This window comes from Bacillus thermotolerans (genome assembly GCF_000812025.2).
Lineage (GTDB): Bacteria > Bacillota > Bacilli > Bacillales > Domibacillaceae > Quasibacillus > Quasibacillus thermotolerans.
Map to the genome: position 1 here is coordinate 87467 of NZ_JWJE02000002.1, position 17280 is coordinate 104746.

Here is a 17280-nt window from a genome sequence, read left to right on the forward strand (position 1 = left end):
TACTTTTACTTATTCTCCTTTAACTGCAGCTTTCCTGCAATAAAATCTGAAATTTGCTGAATTTTTACCATCCGCTCTTCCTTATTAGAGAGGTCAAACCAGTTTACCGGCATTTTATTTCGGAACCATGTGAGTTGACGCTTTGCATAATTTCTGGAGTTTTGCTTTAACTGCTCGACAGCCTCTTCTAAAGATGCCTCTCCTTTTAAGTAGCTGAAAATTTCTTTGTAACCGATGGCCTGAACAGCCTGGCCGCTGCGTATGCCTTTTTCCCACAGACCGGTCACTTCTTCAAGCAGGCCATTCTGCATCATTATGTCCACCCTCTTATTGATGCGCTGGTAAAGCTGTTCACGCTCCATCGTCAAACCGATCAGCACAGCGTCATAAAGCAGCTCCGGCTCTTCTGTTTGTTGCCTGGACATCTTCTCTCCTGTTGTGTAGTAGACTTCTAAAGCCCGAACTACCCTTCGAACGTTATTTGGGTGAATCGATGCGGCCGCTTCAGGATCGATGCCCTTCAGCTTTTCATAGAAAGCTTCCTTCCCAATGCGTTCCGCCTCTTCCTCGAGTTCTTTCCGAATCAGCGGATCGCCGCCCTGTTCAGCAAACTGATAATCATAAATAACAGACTGAACGTATAAGCCCGTGCCCCCAACAATAATGGGAAGTGCGCCTCTGTTCGTGATGTCTGTTATTGTCTTCCTCACAAGCTGTTGAAACTCAGCAGCTGAGAATGCTTCATCCGGCTCTTTTATATCAATTAAATGGTGGGGAATATCTTGCATTTCCTCTGACGTAATTTTAGCGGTGCCGATATCCATTCCTTTGTATACCTGCATAGAATCACCGCTGATGATTTCCCCGCCGAATTTTTTAGCTAAGTGAATACTCAACGCTGTCTTTCCAACCGCGGTGGGACCAATAATAACAACTAGCTTTTCTTTTGCCTGCAATCTTTTCACTGCCTTTACCGATTTTTCTTCATCGTATCATAAGAATAGACAGTTACAAAAGCTAGTACCCCATTCTTTCCCGCTTTCCCTTATTTCAGTCCATTTATTCTTAATAAATTTTAAAAATCTTATATTTCCCACCATACTGCCCACCTCCAAGAGTATATAAAAAGAGAAATCACGAGGCTTTCCCTTTATTCCTCCACCTTCAATAACCTTACACTGTTCAGTGTGACAAGAAGCGCAGCTCCCATATCAGCAAATATGGCGGCTCGTAAGGTTAGCCGGTGAGTTAGCGGAAGTTTGTCCGCACTGTCTCTTCGAATACTTCTTCCTTTACCTCTCTTTTTTCCGCTTTTCCATCTGTCCATTTCGTCAATACATTGCCCGACAGAGTAATATTTCCCCTGTCAGTCAGACGGGTGATTAACGGCTTTTTATTAAAAGGGGACTCTGGATGCTCAACGATTACCGTTTGCATCTCATTCAGCTTAGATACCTCACCGATGGTTTCTACCGAATTAAAGGCGTACCCTACTCTCCATTCTTTATCTTTATGCTTTAATTTCATATAAAAAAGGTAATCGCCGTGTTCCGTATCCGTCTGCTCCACTCGAAATTCTCCATTTCCTGACGTCACTGCCTCTCCATTTAGCGGTACAGGTTTTAATGGAAGATTCCCGCCAAATCCGGTATCCACTAAATAAAGCTGTCCGGCATGTTTCAAAAGAATCGCTGCGTGGGTCTTGCCTGTTACACTCCATTGCTGCTTGGCATGATCGTATATAACTCCGCGAACTAAAGCAGCATCAAACCCGTTATCAACCAGGAATAAATAAAAAATGGAGTTGAGTTCATAGCAAAGGCCGCCCTCATTTCTTGTAATGATCTTCCTTATTAAGTTCTCTTTCGTAATACCGGCAGTCTCATTTGCTATAATGCACAGGTTTTCAAACGGAATCCTTTTCGCCGTCTTTTCTAGAACGGTATTTAATTTTTCAAATGTGAGCACTTCCTCTTGGGAAAAGCCGATCCGTCTGCGGAACAATGTGTTTAAATCACTCATCATATTCTCCTCCTTTTCTATAGTATAAGACAAAAAAGATGATCAGCCTTCACTCGTAGACTGACCATCTTTTTTCTTTACGGTATTTTGTGCGTGCCGTTATTGCAGGTCCACCGGCACTCGCGCATCTTGTATTTCTTTTTCTAATTCCTGTTCATAGGCAGCTTTAACGGCCGGCTCCCATCCAAACACCTCAGCCATTACATCAATGACCGGTTGCTTGTAGCGAATGACTTCCTCTATGCGGAAGAATAAGCTTCCTGTCCGACGAATAAAGAAGTCCACCGGCTTTGCAGCCATTTCATAATGAATAGCATATAACAGCTGGAGATATAGCTTCTTAGGCAATTGATCAACTGTCTTATGTTCACGGGCAAGCTTAAAGAGCACATCTACATTAGAGCCATACATACGGGCAAGGCTCTCTCCTTCTTCCCTCGTTAATCCGTAAGCTTCAGCTTCTTTTGCTTTGCTCGCTACAAACGCCTCTAGTTGTTTAGAGCCGCCAATATCTCCTCCAGAAATCGGCAAATGAGCGGTTTGGCTCTCACTGAATAAGATGTCCGTTTCTTCCTTTAAACGCTTAGACACAAGATCTACGACCATTTCAGCCATCTTTCTGTAGCCAGTCAGCTTTCCTCCAGCAATCGTAATCAGTCCGCTGTCCCCTTCCCAAATCTCATCCTTTCTTGATATCTCAGAAGGATCTTTCCCCTCTTCATAGATAAGCGGGCGCACACCTGCCCAGCTGGACTCCACGTCTGTCTCCTGGATACTTACCTCTGGAAACATATAGCGGATCGCCTTCAGCAAATACTCCCGGTCCTCAGCCAGCATTTTCGGGTTCGCCTTGTCTTTATCATAAAACGTGTCTGTTGTACCGACATAAGCTTTCCCATCGCGAGGAATCGCAAAAACCATCCGGCCATCTGGTGTATCAAAGTATACTGCCTGCTTTAAAGGAAACTTAGATTGGTCGATGACAATGTGGGTACCTTTCGTAAGGCGCAGATGCTTATTATTTACAGAATAATCCTTCTTGCGCACCTCATCCACCCATGGGCCAGCTGCGTTAACGACTTTGGTTGCTTGAATATTGATTGTCTCGCCAGTGAATAAGTCCTTTGCACGAATCCCCGTAACCTTTTGATTCTCATACAGGAACTCTTCCGCTTTGACATAATTGATAGAGACGGCGCCCTTTTCCACAGCTTTCTTCATGACTTCCATCGTTAAGCGGGCATCATCTGTCCGATACTCTACATAGTAACCGCCGCCTACCAAATCATTTTTCTTTACGAGCGGTTCCTTTTGCAGTGTCTGTTCTGCAGACAGCATAGACCGTCTCTCTGATTTTTTCACTCCAGCAAGAAAATCATATAACCGCAGGCCGATCCCTGTAGTGAACTTGCCGAATGTACCACCCTTATGCATTGGTAAAAGCATCCACTCAGGTGTCGTTACGTGAGGACCGTTTTCATATACGATTGCCCGCTCTTTTCCTATTTCAGCAACCATCTTTACTTCGAATTGTTTTAAATAACGTAAGCCGCCGTGCACAAGCTTTGTTGAACGGCTTGATGTCCCAGCCGCAAAATCCTGCATTTCAACAACGGCTGTTTTCATGCCTCTCATCGTTGCATCCAGTGCAATGCCGGCTCCTGTAATCCCGCCTCCAATTACGACTAAATCAAATGCTTCTGTCCGCAGCTTATTTAACGTTTCTTTTCGTTTTAAGCTAGAAAATGTCATATTATATTCCCTCCGCTTTCTATTTTCCCCGGCACTGTCCCAGAAAAACAAAAAGAGACTCGTCAAAGCATAACGGCATGATGCCGCTATGCAGACGAGTCTCTCAGATTCTCCGGACAATGTATTAACTTATCTTTATTATAAAGCAGCTTCGCTAAAAATTCAAATCTTAAAGGCTAAAGTAGCTTCTACAGCTTTCTTCCACCCTTTACACAGACGGACCTGCTCTTCTTTTTCCATGTGCGGATAAAAATTGTGCTCCATCTTCCATTTAGATGAAATGTCACTCCGGTCCTTCCAGAAGCCTACCGCGAGGCCGGCAAGATACGCAGCACCTAAAGCAGTAGTTTCATTAATCACAGGCCGTTCTACTGGAACCTGCAGCATGTCGCTTTGGAATTGCATTAAGAAATTATTCTTCACTACTCCGCCATCCACACGGAGCTTCTTCAAGGAAATACCTGAGTCTGCTTCCATCGCCTCAAGAACATCTTTCGTTTGATAAGCGAGTGATTCCAGCGTAGCCCGGATAAAGTGCTCTTTCTCTGTTCCTCTCGTTAAACCGAATACCGCCCCCCGTGCATCACTATCCCAATAAGGCGTTCCCATGCCGACAAAGGCAGGGACCACATACACACCTTCAGAGGAAGTCACGCGCGTCGCGTATTCCTCCGTCAAGGCCGGGTCATTAATCATTCGAAGACCGTCCCGCAGCCACTGAATGGCTGATCCCGCTACGAAAATACTTCCCTCTAAGGCATATTCTACTTTTCCATCAATTCCCCATGCAATGGTTGTGAGCAGTCCATGATCAGACTCTACCGCTTGTTCCCCTGTATGCATTAACATAAAGCAGCCTGTGCCGTACGTATTTTTCGCCATGCCTTCCTCATAACACGCTTGTCCGAACAAGGCTGCCTGCTGATCACCCGCCGCTCCCGCGATGGGCACTTCTTTGCCGAAGAAATGACTCGCTGCTGTATGAGCATAGACCTCTGAAGACGGCCGCACCTCTGGAAGCATAGAGGCAGGAACATTGAGAATGTCCAGCAATTCCTCATCCCACTTAAGCTCATGAATGTTATACATTAACGTTCGCGAAGCGTTAGAGTAGTCAGTGACATGTGCTTTGCCGCCAGACAATTTCCAAATCAGCCACGTATCAATCGTGCCGAATAGTAACTCTCCTTTGTCCGCCTTTTCGCGCGCGCCCTCGACGTTATCTAAAATCCACTTCACTTTCGTACCGGAGAAATAAGCATCGATCAACAAGCCTGTTTTTCTCCGAAACAGGTCATTATAGCCTTGTTCCTTGAGCTCATCGCAGATATCAGCAGTCTGCCGCGACTGCCAAACAATCGCATGATAGACAGGATTACCCGTCTCCTTTTCCCAAACGACCGTTGTTTCCCGCTGGTTCGTAATCCCGATTCCAGCAATTTGCTCTGCTCCGATATTGTTTTCAGAAAGTACCTCCGCAATGCAGGACTGAACGACTCCCCATATTTCATTCGCATTATGCTCCACCCAGCCAGAATGAGGAAAATGCTGAGTAAACTCCTTCTGCGCTACGTGTACGATCTCTCCTTTCTTATCGAAAAGGATAGCCCGTGAGCTTGTCGTACCTTGATCGATCGCTAAAATAAATTGGTCCATCTGTTTCTCTTCCTCTCTCTATCCAATATCTACTTGATTAGACACTGTCTGATGCTTCTTTCCTATTATAAATGCAACCAGCCAAACAGCTGCGGTTAGAATGGCAACCGCCCAGAATGCCGGCACTGTATCCCCAAGGAAAACCGACCGGTAAAACAAACCGCCAAGCGACCCGCCAAGAAGCGGTCCGATGACAGGAATCCAGGCATATGGCCAATTGGAACTCCCTTTACCTGCAATAGGAAGCAGGAAATGAGCCAGCCGCGGACCAAGGTCACGCGCCGGATTGATCGCATAGCCTGTCGTTCCTCCTAATGATACACCGATAGCTACGATCAACAATCCTACAATAAACGGATTTAGCCCTTCCGTAAACTGATTCGCTCCAATAGATAATATGCCGACAGTCAAAATAAAAGTCCCAATGATTTCACTCAAAAGGTTGGAGGCCGTATGCTGAATAGCCGGCCCGGTAGCAAACACACCGAGCTTTGTCCCTTCGTCCTCTGTCACTCGCCAATGCGGATAAAAGTGAAGAAAAACTACGGCTGCCCCAAGAAAGGCGCCAATCATTTGAGCCGTTATATACGAAAGAACGTCTCCCCAAGCAAAATCTCCCGCAAACGCTAAAGCTAATGTCACAGCTGGATTTAAGTGAGCACCGCTGAATTGTCCGACCGCGTATACAGCCATCGCTACAGCTAACCCCCAGCCAGCCGCGATGACGATCCAGCCAGACTGAAAAGCAAAGGATCCTTTTAAATTTACGTTCGCACACACACCCGCCCCGAAAATAATGAGCAAGGCCGTGCCAATCAATTCCCCCATGAATGGTGTCATGTTCTCCCCTTCTTTCAGACAAAATAAAAAGAACACAAAAACCACAACGAATACTCCTTCTTTACAAAGGAATATGCTGTGAGTCTCCGTGTTCTCTATCACAAATTATTAACTTGTTTCCATCATAAATCTTTTTGTAAGCGGTGTCAACAGTCTTGCACTTTCCCCTGTACTAATAATACAGTTTCCATAGCTCCCGGTTAGAGGTTGTAATCGCACAGGCACCTGCCTCAAGCGCTGCCTCTACCTCTTCCTGGGTTTCAATCAGCCCCCCGGCGAAGATCGGCTTTCCTGTTCTCTCGTGAAGTGTGTTAATTACCTTCGGCACCACTCCTGGGAGTACTTCAATGAAATCAGGATCCGTCCGCTCAATCAGTTTAATGCTTCTTTCGAGCGCGCTGGAATCAATCACAAATGCACGTTGGGTTGCCAGTAATCCTTTTTGCTTTGCTTTCACCAAGGCATTGCCTTTTGTAGAGATCACCCCGTACGGCTTCGCATATTGAGCAATAAATTCAGCGGCGGGTTCATCGCTTGTTAAGCCATGGATCAAATCTAAATGTAAAAACATTTTTTTCTTTTGCTGGTGTGCGTACTCAAACACACTCTTTACCATGCCGATGTGCAGATCTAAGAAAACACCATATTCAAAAGGCGTTTCAAGCATTTTATCGAAGTCTTTCATCGTTCGAACTGCCGGCAAAATTTTTTGTCCATGAAAGCTCATGATTGATTCTCCTCGTCTTTTGTTCACTTCAGCCTCGTTCATAGATAGACCAAGGCTGAAGTGTAGATCCTTACATAATTCGCTTAAACATTTTCTCAATTTCATAGGTGGAATAGTGAATAATAATTGGACGGCCGTGCGGGCAGGTGAACGGATCGCTGCTTCGTCTCAGATCATCCAGAAGCTGTTGGATTTCATCATGGCGAAGGTGATGGTTCGCTTTAATCGATGCCTTGCAGCTCATCATAATCGCTGCCTCTTCTCTCAGCTTTTTAATATCTACCTTCTTCATAGACAACAGCTGCTCAATGATTTCCTCGATCATCTGTTGCTCTTCCCCTTTTGGAAACCATTGCGGATGACTATTGACGATAAACGCCCGCTCTCCGAATGGCTCTAAGAAGATGCCTACCTCTTTTAACTCCTCTAAATGCTCAGTGATTTTAATACAATCATCCGCTGCATATTCGAGTGTCATTGGTACGAGCATATCCTGAAGCTCCTTTTCCACCTGTCCTACTTTTTCGCGGAAAAATTCATATTTCAACCGCTCCTGTGCCGCATGCTGGTCAATCATATAAAGCCCCTTTTCATTTTGGGCAAATATATACGTACCATGCATCTGGCCGATCGGATAAAGAGGCGGCAGACGGCTTTCATCATCCTCGCTTGGCTCTTCTTGCATCTCCACTTCTTCCTTTACAGCACTTGCTCCGAAGGCCGATTGGAGAAGATCCGGCTTTTCCTCCTTCAGCTCTGATGGAAAGAAAGGTTCTCTTGTTCCGGGCTCTGGCTCATATAGCTCCCTTGCATAGAGCTCCTTCATTTTCTCCGTCGGCAGCAGCTCCTCCTGCTTTTGAACAGGGGAAACAGGCACGGTTCGCACACGTTCTTCTTTCTGTCTCTTTTCAACATAACTCGTATGGTCAAGCGAAAAGGCCTGCTGATCGGACACCGGTTTAACCTTCTTCGGCGCCTGAACACTGCTCGGAATTAACGTTTCCTGTCGCCACGCTGAACGAATAGAAGAGGTAATCAGTTCCTTCAGCTCCTGCTCCTTACTAAAACGAACCTCGAGCTTTGAAGGGTGAACATTCACATCCACTAATATAGGATCCATCGTGATATGGAGAAGAGCAATGGGGTACCGGCCAATTGGAAGCAAGGTATGATACCCTTCTTGTACTGCCTTCGTTAAACTGTAATTTTTAATAAACCGTCCATTCACCATGGTAGAAAGGTAATTTCTCGAGGCACGTGTCACCTCAGGAAGAGCGATCCAGCCGCTCACATCAAAATCAAGAGAAGAAGCGGTCAGCGGAATCATCTTCTTCGCTGTATTTAACCCATAAATAGCCGCCAGTACCTGACGTACATCACCGTTTCCCGTCGTATGCAGCAGTTCTCTTCCGTTATGGCGAAGCCGAATAGCCGCTTCCGGGTGAGCCAGGGCCAGACGGTTGACAACATCCGTGATATTTCCAAGCTCTGTGTGAACCGTTTTCATATATTTCAGCCGTGCCGGTGTATTGAAAAATAAACCTGACACCTTTATATCTGTTCCTTTTCGACTCGAGGCCGGTTCATGCTCCTGTATGACACCACCTGAAAGAACCAGCTTTGTGCCCGGCCCTTCTCCGGTTCCGGTCGTCACAGACAGCTCTGATACCGCTGCGATGCTCGGAAGCGCCTCTCCTCTAAAGCCGAGCGTGCGAATACGGAACAAGTCATTTTCATCTTTGATCTTACTCGTTGCATGACGGGAAAAAGCCGTAAGCACATCCTCTGGGGCAATGCCATCACCGTTATCCAAGACACGAATGCTTTCAAGGCCTGCTTCTTCCACGTCAACTTCAATGACCGTACTGTTTGCATCAAGCGCATTTTCTATAAGTTCTTTTACGACGGAAGCGGGCCGCTCTACCACTTCCCCGGCTGCAATTTTATTAGCCAGTTCATCGCCAAGCTGAATGATCTTTCCCAACTTCCTTCACTCTCCTTCTGGTCATTGTGTTCTTTATTCCGGTACAAATAGCCGGAAAAGATTACGATTTCTTAAGCTTTTTTTGCAGGGCATATAAGGCATTCATTGCCTCTAATGGAGTCATCTCCAGCAGATCATAGGACTTCAATTCTTCAATAATATGTTTCTCTTTAGGTGAAGCCGGTTTGGAAGATACAGAAGCTGGTTCTTCTTCAAAGAAAGAGAGCTGGCCTGCTGCCTCTTTCACGACCGTTTTCTGCTCTTGCTTTTCCCCCTCTTGTACCCTCACTTTAGGGGACGCGGCGGCCTCTTCCTTCTCAAACTCCTTAAGCAGGGCTGCTGCCCGCTCAATCAGTTCATCAGGAAGCTCCGCCAGCTGGGCAACATGAATACCGTAGCTTTTATCAGCCGCTCCCTCCTTAATTTTATGAAGAAAAACGACTCTCCCATTTTGCTCTACCGCGCTGACGTGTACATTCTTCAAGCGGGAAAGCTCTTCCTCTAGTACCGTTAACTCATGATAATGGGTAGAAAAGAGCGTTTTAGCCTGGATATGCTCATGTATATACTCAATAATCGCCTGGGCAAGAGCCATGCCGTCATAAGTAGAGGTGCCGCGCCCGATTTCATCGAATAGGATGAGTGATTGTCTCGTTGCATTGGTTACGGCATTTTTAGCTTCAAGCATTTCTACCATAAATGTGCTTTGTCCCGAAATTAAATCATCCGCTGCACCAATTCTCGTAAATACTTGATCAAACACCGGTACAACTGCTTCGGACGCAGGCACGAAGCAGCCGATCTGTGCCATTACCGCCGTTAAAGCAATTTGTCTCATATACGTGCTCTTACCCGACATATTAGGACCTGTGACGAGAAGCATTTCCCGTTCCTCGTCCATCACGCAATCATTCGGCACATACTCCTGAGAATCCATTACCTTTTCTACTACCGGGTGACGTCCATCTTTAATAAAGAGCTCCCGGCTATTGGTGAGCTGCGGCTTCACATATTGACGCTTCTCACTGACCTCTGCAAAGCATTGCAACACATCCAGCTCACTGACAAGACGAGACAGCTCCTGCAGCTGCGGAATAAATTCTTTTACCTGCTCCCTCACTTCCAGGAACAGCTCGTATTCAAGCTCGACGCTTTTTTCATTCGCCTGCAGAATGAGCGTCTCTTTCTCCTTCAATTCAGGTGTAATAAAGCGCTCGCAGTTTGCAAGTGTTTGCTTTCTCTCATACCGGTCATCCTGAAGCAAGTGAAGGTTTGCCTTTGTCACCTCAATATAATAGCCAAAAATCCGGTTATAGCCGATTTTGAGCGATTTAATACCTGTTCTTTCCCGTTCTTCTGCTTGAAGGTTGGCAATCCAGTTCTTGCCGTTTCGGCTGGCATCTCTATATTCATCAAGCTCCGGATGGAAGCCTTCCCGAATGATCCCTCCTTCTTTCACTGAGATCGGCGGCTGTTCCACTAGTGCCCGCTCCAATAAATCAGTTAATTCCTCGCAAGGATTCATCGCCTTTGAAAGCTTATGCACAGCCGGGCTCTGAATTTGAAGCAGCAGTTCCTTTAGTACAGGGATCTGCTGGAGAGACTTTTTCAGCTGCACAAGATCGCGGCCGTTTACATTGCCAAATGCAACCCTTCCTGCCAACCTCTCCAAATCATATACTTCCTTCAGCAGCTCTCTCACTTCCTGACGTTCAAAGAAGGAGCCAATCAGCACCTCCACCATGGATAAACGTTCATTGATCTTCCCAGGATCAATCAGCGGCCGGTCAATCCATTGCTTTAACATTCGACCTCCCATAGCTGTCATTGTTTCATCGAGCAGCCATAACAGCGAGCCTTTCTTTCCTTTTGATCGAATCGTTTCTGTTAATTCCAGATTTCGTTTTGAATAAAAATCTATTTTCATAAATTGGTTGACTTCGTATACAATAACCGGCTGCAGATGAGTAAGGCTTCTCTTTTGCGTCCGGTGCAAATAATGAAAAAGCAATGAAACGGCTGTCCGCAAAGCTGAGTCAGCCACTTCCTCCATCAATGCCTGGAAGTCCTCTTGTTCCTCTGCAGTGTCCTCTATGGACAGAGTCACCTGCAGACGCTCTTTCAGCTGTTTCCGTACCAGCTCGTCCAATTCTTCTTGAATAACAATTTCCTTCGCGCGCAGCGTAGATATCTCATTGATTACTTCATCCAATGCAGAAAGCTTTGCAGTCCGGCTCTCTCCAGTAGAAACATCGCAGAATGCTAAAGCATATGTATCATCAGCCTCGTGAATAAGCGCTGCAATGTAATTATTCTCCTTCTCCTGCAACCCTTTCCCTTCCATGACCGTGCCTGGGGTAATAAGCTGAACGACCTCCCGCTTCACCACACCCTTAGCCTGCTTGGGATCCTCTGTCTGCTCGCAGATGGCTACCTTGTATCCCAATTCAACTAGCTGTTCAATATAAGAAGCAGCAGAATGATAAGGCACCCCACACATTGGAATACGCCCGGATTGGCCCCCATCTCTGCTCGTTAATGTAATCTCTAAAAGCTGGCTGGCTTTTGTCGCATCTTCAAAAAACATCTCATAAAAGTCGCCTAAACGAAAAAATAAAAAGGCATCTTCGTACTGTGCCTTCACTGTCAAATATTGCTGGATCATTGGTGTGTATTGCTTCATCTGTCCCAATCCCTTTCAAGAAATCGTAGCTATGTTCAACTTCACATTATACCATACTCTGCTTTTGCCCGCTTACACAAACAATGCGAACTGGAAGGTTCCAGTTCGCATGCTTGTTAGTCTTTTTTATGATCTATAAAAGCCGTATCCAAGTCTTCATAATCATCATCATCTATATCAAAGTCCCAGTCATCATCACACCCGTCAGGATTTACTGCTACGCATACCTTAGTTTCGCCTACAACCTCCACTAAAAATTCTCTTTCTGCCTGCACAACAATTCTTGTTCCATTCGAAGTGATTTCCGCTTCACAGCAATTGGGCTGCTGGAGCACCCTGGCCATGACTTCATTATCATCGAAACAGTGTTCGTCCCGATACTTCAGCTTAATGATATCTTTATACTCTACTTTTTCCGTTACGACTGAAGTTCTGGTATTGTCATGATGTGAATACCACACGTTAATGTCGTATGTCCCATGCACTTCTACTTTTCTGCCTGTTTTTTTTGCTTTATATTCATGATTAATAATCCAGCAGCCTAAAATGCTCGATGGATGATGCGGCGGACAAATGGTGTGATGCGTCTGAGTAAACTTCCGGCCTTTGGCAACGACCGACTTCGTAATAATCTCTCTATATTCTGCCATTCGAGCGTCCCTCCTTGCATGTTCTCCATTTATCATATGCACGGAAACCATGACATGTGCCTAGAACATACAAAAAATTAAAAAAGCACCAGCTGGCTTAGCTGATGCTTAGTACAAAAAGACCTCTTAACGGCAGCCTCCTGGCATGCTGTTTTTTACCTGAGCGCCGGTTTGTCCGCGAAGCAGATCTCCGCCGGTCGACTCAATAATATCGTTTGTCACTGTATTTGAAATAGCTGAAGTAACGATTTGTAAAATGTCATTTACTTCTACTTGAGATTCCTTAAATTGCTGAACAATAGGAAGCTCATCTAGCTCCTGTTCGATCTTTGCCATCTTTTCTTCCACCATTTTTAACGCTTCAGTCTTGCCATAGTGCTGGAAGTTAACAGCTTGTTTTTGCAAGCTTTTCAAACTGGCAATCTTCTCACGCACTTTTTGATTTTCATGAATTTTCGCTTCTGCTTCTTTAAAAAATTCTACTTCTTCCGTTTCAGCAATCATGTGCGCAAGCTCTGTTGCTTTTGCCAGAATATCATCCTTTGTAAACTTCTTCATCTCACTTCACCTCAGCCAGCTCATGTTCTTCTACCATTTCCCCGTTTAACGACCATGTTTTCGCTTCTGTGATTTTCACATTGACGATTTTACCAATCGCTGTTTTAGGTCCTTTGAAGTTCACAAGCTTGTTCTTATTTGTGTAGCCTGCCAGAATGTCAGGGTTGTTTTTGCTTTCTCCCTCTACAAGCACTGGTACTACTTGTCCTTTATACTTAGCCATTGCTTCAGCTGAAAGCTCATTAACCACTGCATTCAAGCGCTGAAGACGATCTTTCTTCACTTCCATCGGCACGTTATCTTTCATTTTTGCGGCCGGTGTGCCTTCACGAGGGGAATAAATAAATGTATAGGCAGCTTCAAAACCAACTTCACGATATAAAGAAAGCGTCTCTTCGAATTGCTCTTCCGTTTCATTCGGATAGCCCACAATAATATCGGTTGTTAAAGCCACATCAGGGATCGCTGCTTTAATCTTGCGTACCAGCTCCAAGTACTGTTCACGAGTATATTTACGCGCCATGATCTTCAATACATCTGTTGACCCGGACTGAACTGGTAAATGGATATGATCCATTAAGTTGCCTCTCTTCGCGAGTACCTCGATTAGACGATCGTCGAAGTCACGCGGATGGCTTGTTGTGAAGCGAACACGCGGAATGTTGATTTTTCGGATTTCATCCATTAAATCGCCCAGACCGTATTTCATGTCCTCAAAGTCTTTGCCGTAAGCATTAACGTTTTGGCCTAACAGCGTAATCTCCTGATAGCCCTGTGCCGCTAAATGACGCACCTCTTGAATAATTTCTTCCGGGCGGCGGCTCCGCTCTTTCCCGCGTGTATATGGAACGATGCAGTACGTACAGAATTTATCACAGCCGTACATGATATTTACCCATGCCTTGATATTTCCGCGGCGCACCTTCGGAAGGTTCTCTAATACATCACCTTCTTTAGACCACACTTCTACAACCATTTCCTTTGACATATACGCTTCTTGCAGCAGCTCAGGAAGGCGGTGAATATTATGCGTGCCAAAGATCATGTCTACATGGTTATATGTCTTAAGAATTTTGTTTACTACCGACTCCTCTTGAGACATACATCCGCACACTCCTAAGAGAAGATCAGGGTTCTCTTGCTTATAGCGCTTCAAATGACCAAGTTCGCCGAATACTTTATTCTCCGCATTCTCACGGATTGCACATGTATTAAGCAGAACCACGTTCGCCTCTTCTACATTCTCTGTCGCTTCGTATCCGAGAGCCATAAAAATGCCGGCCATCACTTCCGTATCATGCTCGTTCATTTGACAGCCGTACGTTCGAATATAGAACTTTCGGCCATTCCCCATGCCACGGAACTTTTCATCAATTTTAAAGTCGTTATGGTATTTCACTTCTTCCTTCCCGCGCTTTTTCGCATCTTTTAGGGAAGGAGGGACAAATACTGTTTCAAAATACTTGCTGTAATCCTTTTCGGATTTTTTGTCCGTTGGATTTTTCTCAGTTGTTTGCTGGCCTTGCAGGCGTTGTTCTTCGTTCATAAATAAACTCCTTTCTCTCGTTGTACATCCTATATGAAAGATCATCAGCAAAGCCTGATCAGACCCTTGTACAACGGCCCTCTTTTATCAAGGCTCTGCATGCATCTTTTCCTGCCATTGTACACATTACTTTAGTATAAAGGTTTCTATTTGATTAAACAATAGATTGCCTGCGAACAAAACAAAAACCCGCAAAAGCGGGTTTTCGTCTGCTTACATAAATTCTTTTACTAGCTCGTTAAATGTGTCTTCATTAAATTGAAGGTCCTGAGAAGCTAACGGCTCTTCCGCATAGCCATGGATTAAATCCTGGTAGGACGGACGATCTTTATCCTGATATACAATACCGGTTACAAGACCATTATGCTGCATAAGCGTGTTCATTGCCTGCTCTCGGTTAGTTGGATCATAATCTTCAATTGTGGAAAGCTTAGTTAAATTCTCTTTAAACCAATCGTACGTATTAACCTTGTTATAAGTTACACACGGGCTGAATACATTGATAACAGAGAAACCTTTATGCTGAATACCAGCTTCAATGATCGCTGTTAAATCCTTTAAATCTGTTGAAAAGCTTTGAGCTACGAAAGAAGCACCGCTCGTAATTGCCAGCTCCATCGGAGAGACAGATCCTTCGATCGCTCCTTTTGGTGTAGACTTCGTTACAAAGCCCTGCGCTGAACGAGGGGATGTTTGTCCTTTTGTTAACCCATAAATCTGGTTATCCATGATGATATAAGTAATGTCCATGTTACGGCGCATGGCATGAACAGTGTGTCCCATACCGATCGCAAACCCATCACCATCACCACCAGAAGCAATCACAGTAAGGTCCTTATTAGCCATTTTAACACCTTGAGCGATTGGTAAAGAACGTCCGTGAATACTATGGAGACCATAAGAACGGATATAGCCTGAAATACGTCCGGAACAGCCGATTCCCGAAATGACAGCCAGCTGTTCTGGCGTTAAGTCAAGGTTCGCTACTGCACGCTGAATGGCAGCCTGAACAGAGAAGTCGCCGCACCCCGGACACCAGTTTGGTTTGACATCGTTACGAAAATCTTTAAATGTGACCATTACAAACTCTCCTTGCCGCTTGGAAGTGAATAATACAGTTCGAATAATTCTTTGCTGCCTTCATGAATATGATGAGGCTGGAATGGATTGCCGTCATATTTTAGGAGGCTCTTAATTTTATGAGCGTGACCAACGTTCATCTTAACGATGTTCGCAAGCTGGCCAGTCGCGTTATTTTCAACGATTGCAATATTCTTCGCAGATTCAACTAGCGGAAGCAGCTCCTCTGCCGGGAATGGATGAACCAAACGGACATGCGCATGATTTACTTTTACTCCGTCCTTCTCCAAACGTTCAACAGCTTCTTCGATTGCTCCGCGAGTAGATCCAAATCCTACTAGTAACAGGTCCGCCTCTTCATGCTTTGCATTCGTATAAACAGGCATGTTCAACTGAAGACGATCTAGCTTGCGCATCCGCTTGTCCATTTGCGCCTGACGGTTAGCTGGAGACTCAGAAGGTTTTCCAGTCTCATCATGCTCTACGCCTGTTACATGATGGACGCCATTCTTCATGCCCGGAATAACACGAGGAGAAATGCCATCCTCTGTTACCTCGTAGCGCTTAAAGTAAGATTTATCTTCTCTTTCCGGCAGTTCTTCTTGTACCAGCTTGCCCCGGCGAATCTCTACTTGGCTAAAGTCAAGCGGCTCGACGGTTTGCTTGCCTAGAGAAAGCTGCAAGTCTGATAGAAGGATAACCGGGCATTGATATTCCTCTGCAAGGTTAAATGCTTCTATCGTATCATAGAATGCTTCCTCTACTGTGCTTGGCGCTAAGACAATTTTCGGAATTTCTCCGTGTGTTCCGTAAATCATCGCCATCAAGTCTGACTGCTCCTGCTTTGTCGGAAGGCCTGTAGAAGGACCGCCCCGCTGAGTATCCACCACCACGAGCGGTGTTTCTGTCATTCCGGAAAGCCCGATCGCTTCCATCATTAGAGAGAGGCCTGGGCCTGCAGAGGCAGTGAATGAACGAATACCTCCGTAGTTTGCTCCAATGGCCATTGTAGCCGCAGCAATCTCATCCTCTGTCTGAATAACGGTTCCGCCTACTTTTGGAAGTTTCTCAATTAAATACTCCATAATTTCTGATGCAGGAGTAATTGGATAAGCCGCCATTAAGCGAACTCCGCCAGTCAGCGCTCCAAGTGCAATCGCATCGTTACCGATCATAAACATGCGCTGGCGGCCATCCGCCTCATCCAGTTGAAGCGGGCTGACTTTGTCCCCAAGCTGACTAAGCATATAGTCATAGCCTTGCTGAATGGCCTCCATATTCTTTTGAACTACCGCTTCCCCTTTGCGGCCGAATATTTCTTCAACCACTCCGGTAAACGCTGCCACTTCGACATTGATAACTGCACAAGATGCGCCTACAGCTACCATGTTTTTCATTAAGGAAGTCCCTAGTTCAGAAGCAATTTCTGTGAATGGAACTACGTAGAAATCCGCCTGCACATGATCAGGCTTTACAGGCTTGAATTTCGCATCGGCAATAATGATTCCATTTTCGTGAAGCTCTCCACAATTTAGGTCGATCGTCTCCTGGTCAAAAGCCACAAGAATATCTAAATCATCTGCAATCGTACGTACAGGTGTTGTGCTTACACGAATTTTGTTATTTGTATGTCCTCCCTTAATACGGGAGGAGAAATGGCGATAGCCATATAAATAATACCCTAATCGGTTTAAAGCAATTGAAAAAATTTCCCCTGTGCTTTCAATTCCTTCACCCTGCTGTCCTCCAACTTTCCATGAAAGCTGATTAACCATTGTTTAT

General features: G+C 45.3%; 13 protein-coding genes. All 13 read right to left on the reverse strand.

Annotated elements, in window-relative coordinates:
* Window positions 1-5: 5 nt before the first annotated feature.
* The 13 genes from miaA to QY97_RS01580 all read right to left on the reverse strand — a co-directional run bounded on the left by miaA (window position 6) and on the right by QY97_RS01580 (window position 17273).
* Complete coding sequence (gene miaA, locus QY97_RS01520; protein WP_039232526.1) at window positions 6-956, reverse strand: tRNA (adenosine(37)-N6)-dimethylallyltransferase MiaA; 951 nt, start codon at window positions 954-956, stop codon at window positions 6-8.
* Window positions 957-1248: 292 nt separating this feature from the next.
* A complete protein-coding gene (locus QY97_RS01525) occupies window positions 1249-2022 on the reverse strand; it encodes an arylamine N-acetyltransferase family protein (RefSeq protein WP_039232529.1) in 774 nt (257 codons plus the stop codon).
* A gap of 99 nt (window positions 2023-2121) precedes the next feature.
* Window positions 2122-3774, reverse strand: a complete 1653-nt coding sequence (locus tag QY97_RS01530; protein WP_039232533.1) for a glycerol-3-phosphate dehydrogenase/oxidase — start codon at window positions 3772-3774, stop codon at window positions 2122-2124.
* 162 nt (window positions 3775-3936) lie between these two features.
* Window positions 3937-5430 (reverse strand): glycerol kinase GlpK, encoded by a 1494-nt coding sequence (glpK, locus tag QY97_RS01535; protein ID WP_039232536.1) that lies wholly within the window; start codon window positions 5428-5430, stop codon window positions 3937-3939.
* Between the two features lie 18 nt (window positions 5431-5448).
* Window positions 5449-6270, reverse strand: a complete 822-nt coding sequence (locus tag QY97_RS01540; protein ID WP_039232789.1) for an MIP/aquaporin family protein — start codon at window positions 6268-6270, stop codon at window positions 5449-5451.
* A gap of 172 nt (window positions 6271-6442) precedes the next feature.
* A complete protein-coding gene (locus QY97_RS01545; RefSeq protein WP_039232539.1) occupies window positions 6443-6997 on the reverse strand; it encodes a glycerol-3-phosphate responsive antiterminator in 555 nt (184 codons plus the stop codon).
* 70 nt (window positions 6998-7067) lie between these two features.
* On the reverse strand, window positions 7068-8981 hold the full coding sequence (gene mutL, locus QY97_RS01550; protein WP_039232542.1) for a DNA mismatch repair endonuclease MutL: 1914 nt from the start codon (window positions 8979-8981) through the stop codon (window positions 7068-7070).
* Window positions 8982-9042: 61 nt separating this feature from the next.
* Window positions 9043-11664, reverse strand: a complete 2622-nt coding sequence (gene mutS / locus QY97_RS01555) for a DNA mismatch repair protein MutS (protein WP_039232545.1) — start codon at window positions 11662-11664, stop codon at window positions 9043-9045.
* Between the two features lie 116 nt (window positions 11665-11780).
* Window positions 11781-12314 (reverse strand): outer spore coat protein CotE, encoded by a 534-nt coding sequence (gene cotE / locus QY97_RS01560; protein WP_039232547.1) that lies wholly within the window; start codon window positions 12312-12314, stop codon window positions 11781-11783.
* A gap of 126 nt (window positions 12315-12440) precedes the next feature.
* Window positions 12441-12872 carry a RicAFT regulatory complex protein RicA family protein gene (locus tag QY97_RS01565; RefSeq protein ID WP_039232549.1) on the reverse strand — a complete coding sequence of 144 codons (432 nt, stop codon included), beginning with the start codon at window positions 12870-12872 and terminating at the stop codon, window positions 12441-12443.
* 1 nt (window position 12873) lies between these two features.
* Window positions 12874-14418 carry a tRNA (N6-isopentenyl adenosine(37)-C2)-methylthiotransferase MiaB gene (gene miaB, locus QY97_RS01570; protein WP_039232552.1) on the reverse strand — a complete coding sequence of 515 codons (1545 nt, stop codon included), beginning with the start codon at window positions 14416-14418 and terminating at the stop codon, window positions 12874-12876.
* Window positions 14419-14631: 213 nt separating this feature from the next.
* Window positions 14632-15498 (reverse strand): 2-oxoacid:ferredoxin oxidoreductase subunit beta, encoded by an 867-nt coding sequence (locus tag QY97_RS01575; protein WP_039232556.1) that lies wholly within the window; start codon window positions 15496-15498, stop codon window positions 14632-14634.
* Entirely contained in the window at window positions 15498-17273 is a 1776-nt protein-coding gene (locus QY97_RS01580) for a 2-oxoacid:acceptor oxidoreductase subunit alpha (protein WP_039232561.1), read from the reverse strand. The genes QY97_RS01575 and QY97_RS01580 overlap by 1 nt, the downstream gene beginning before the upstream one ends.
* Window positions 17274-17280 lie beyond the last annotated feature (7 nt).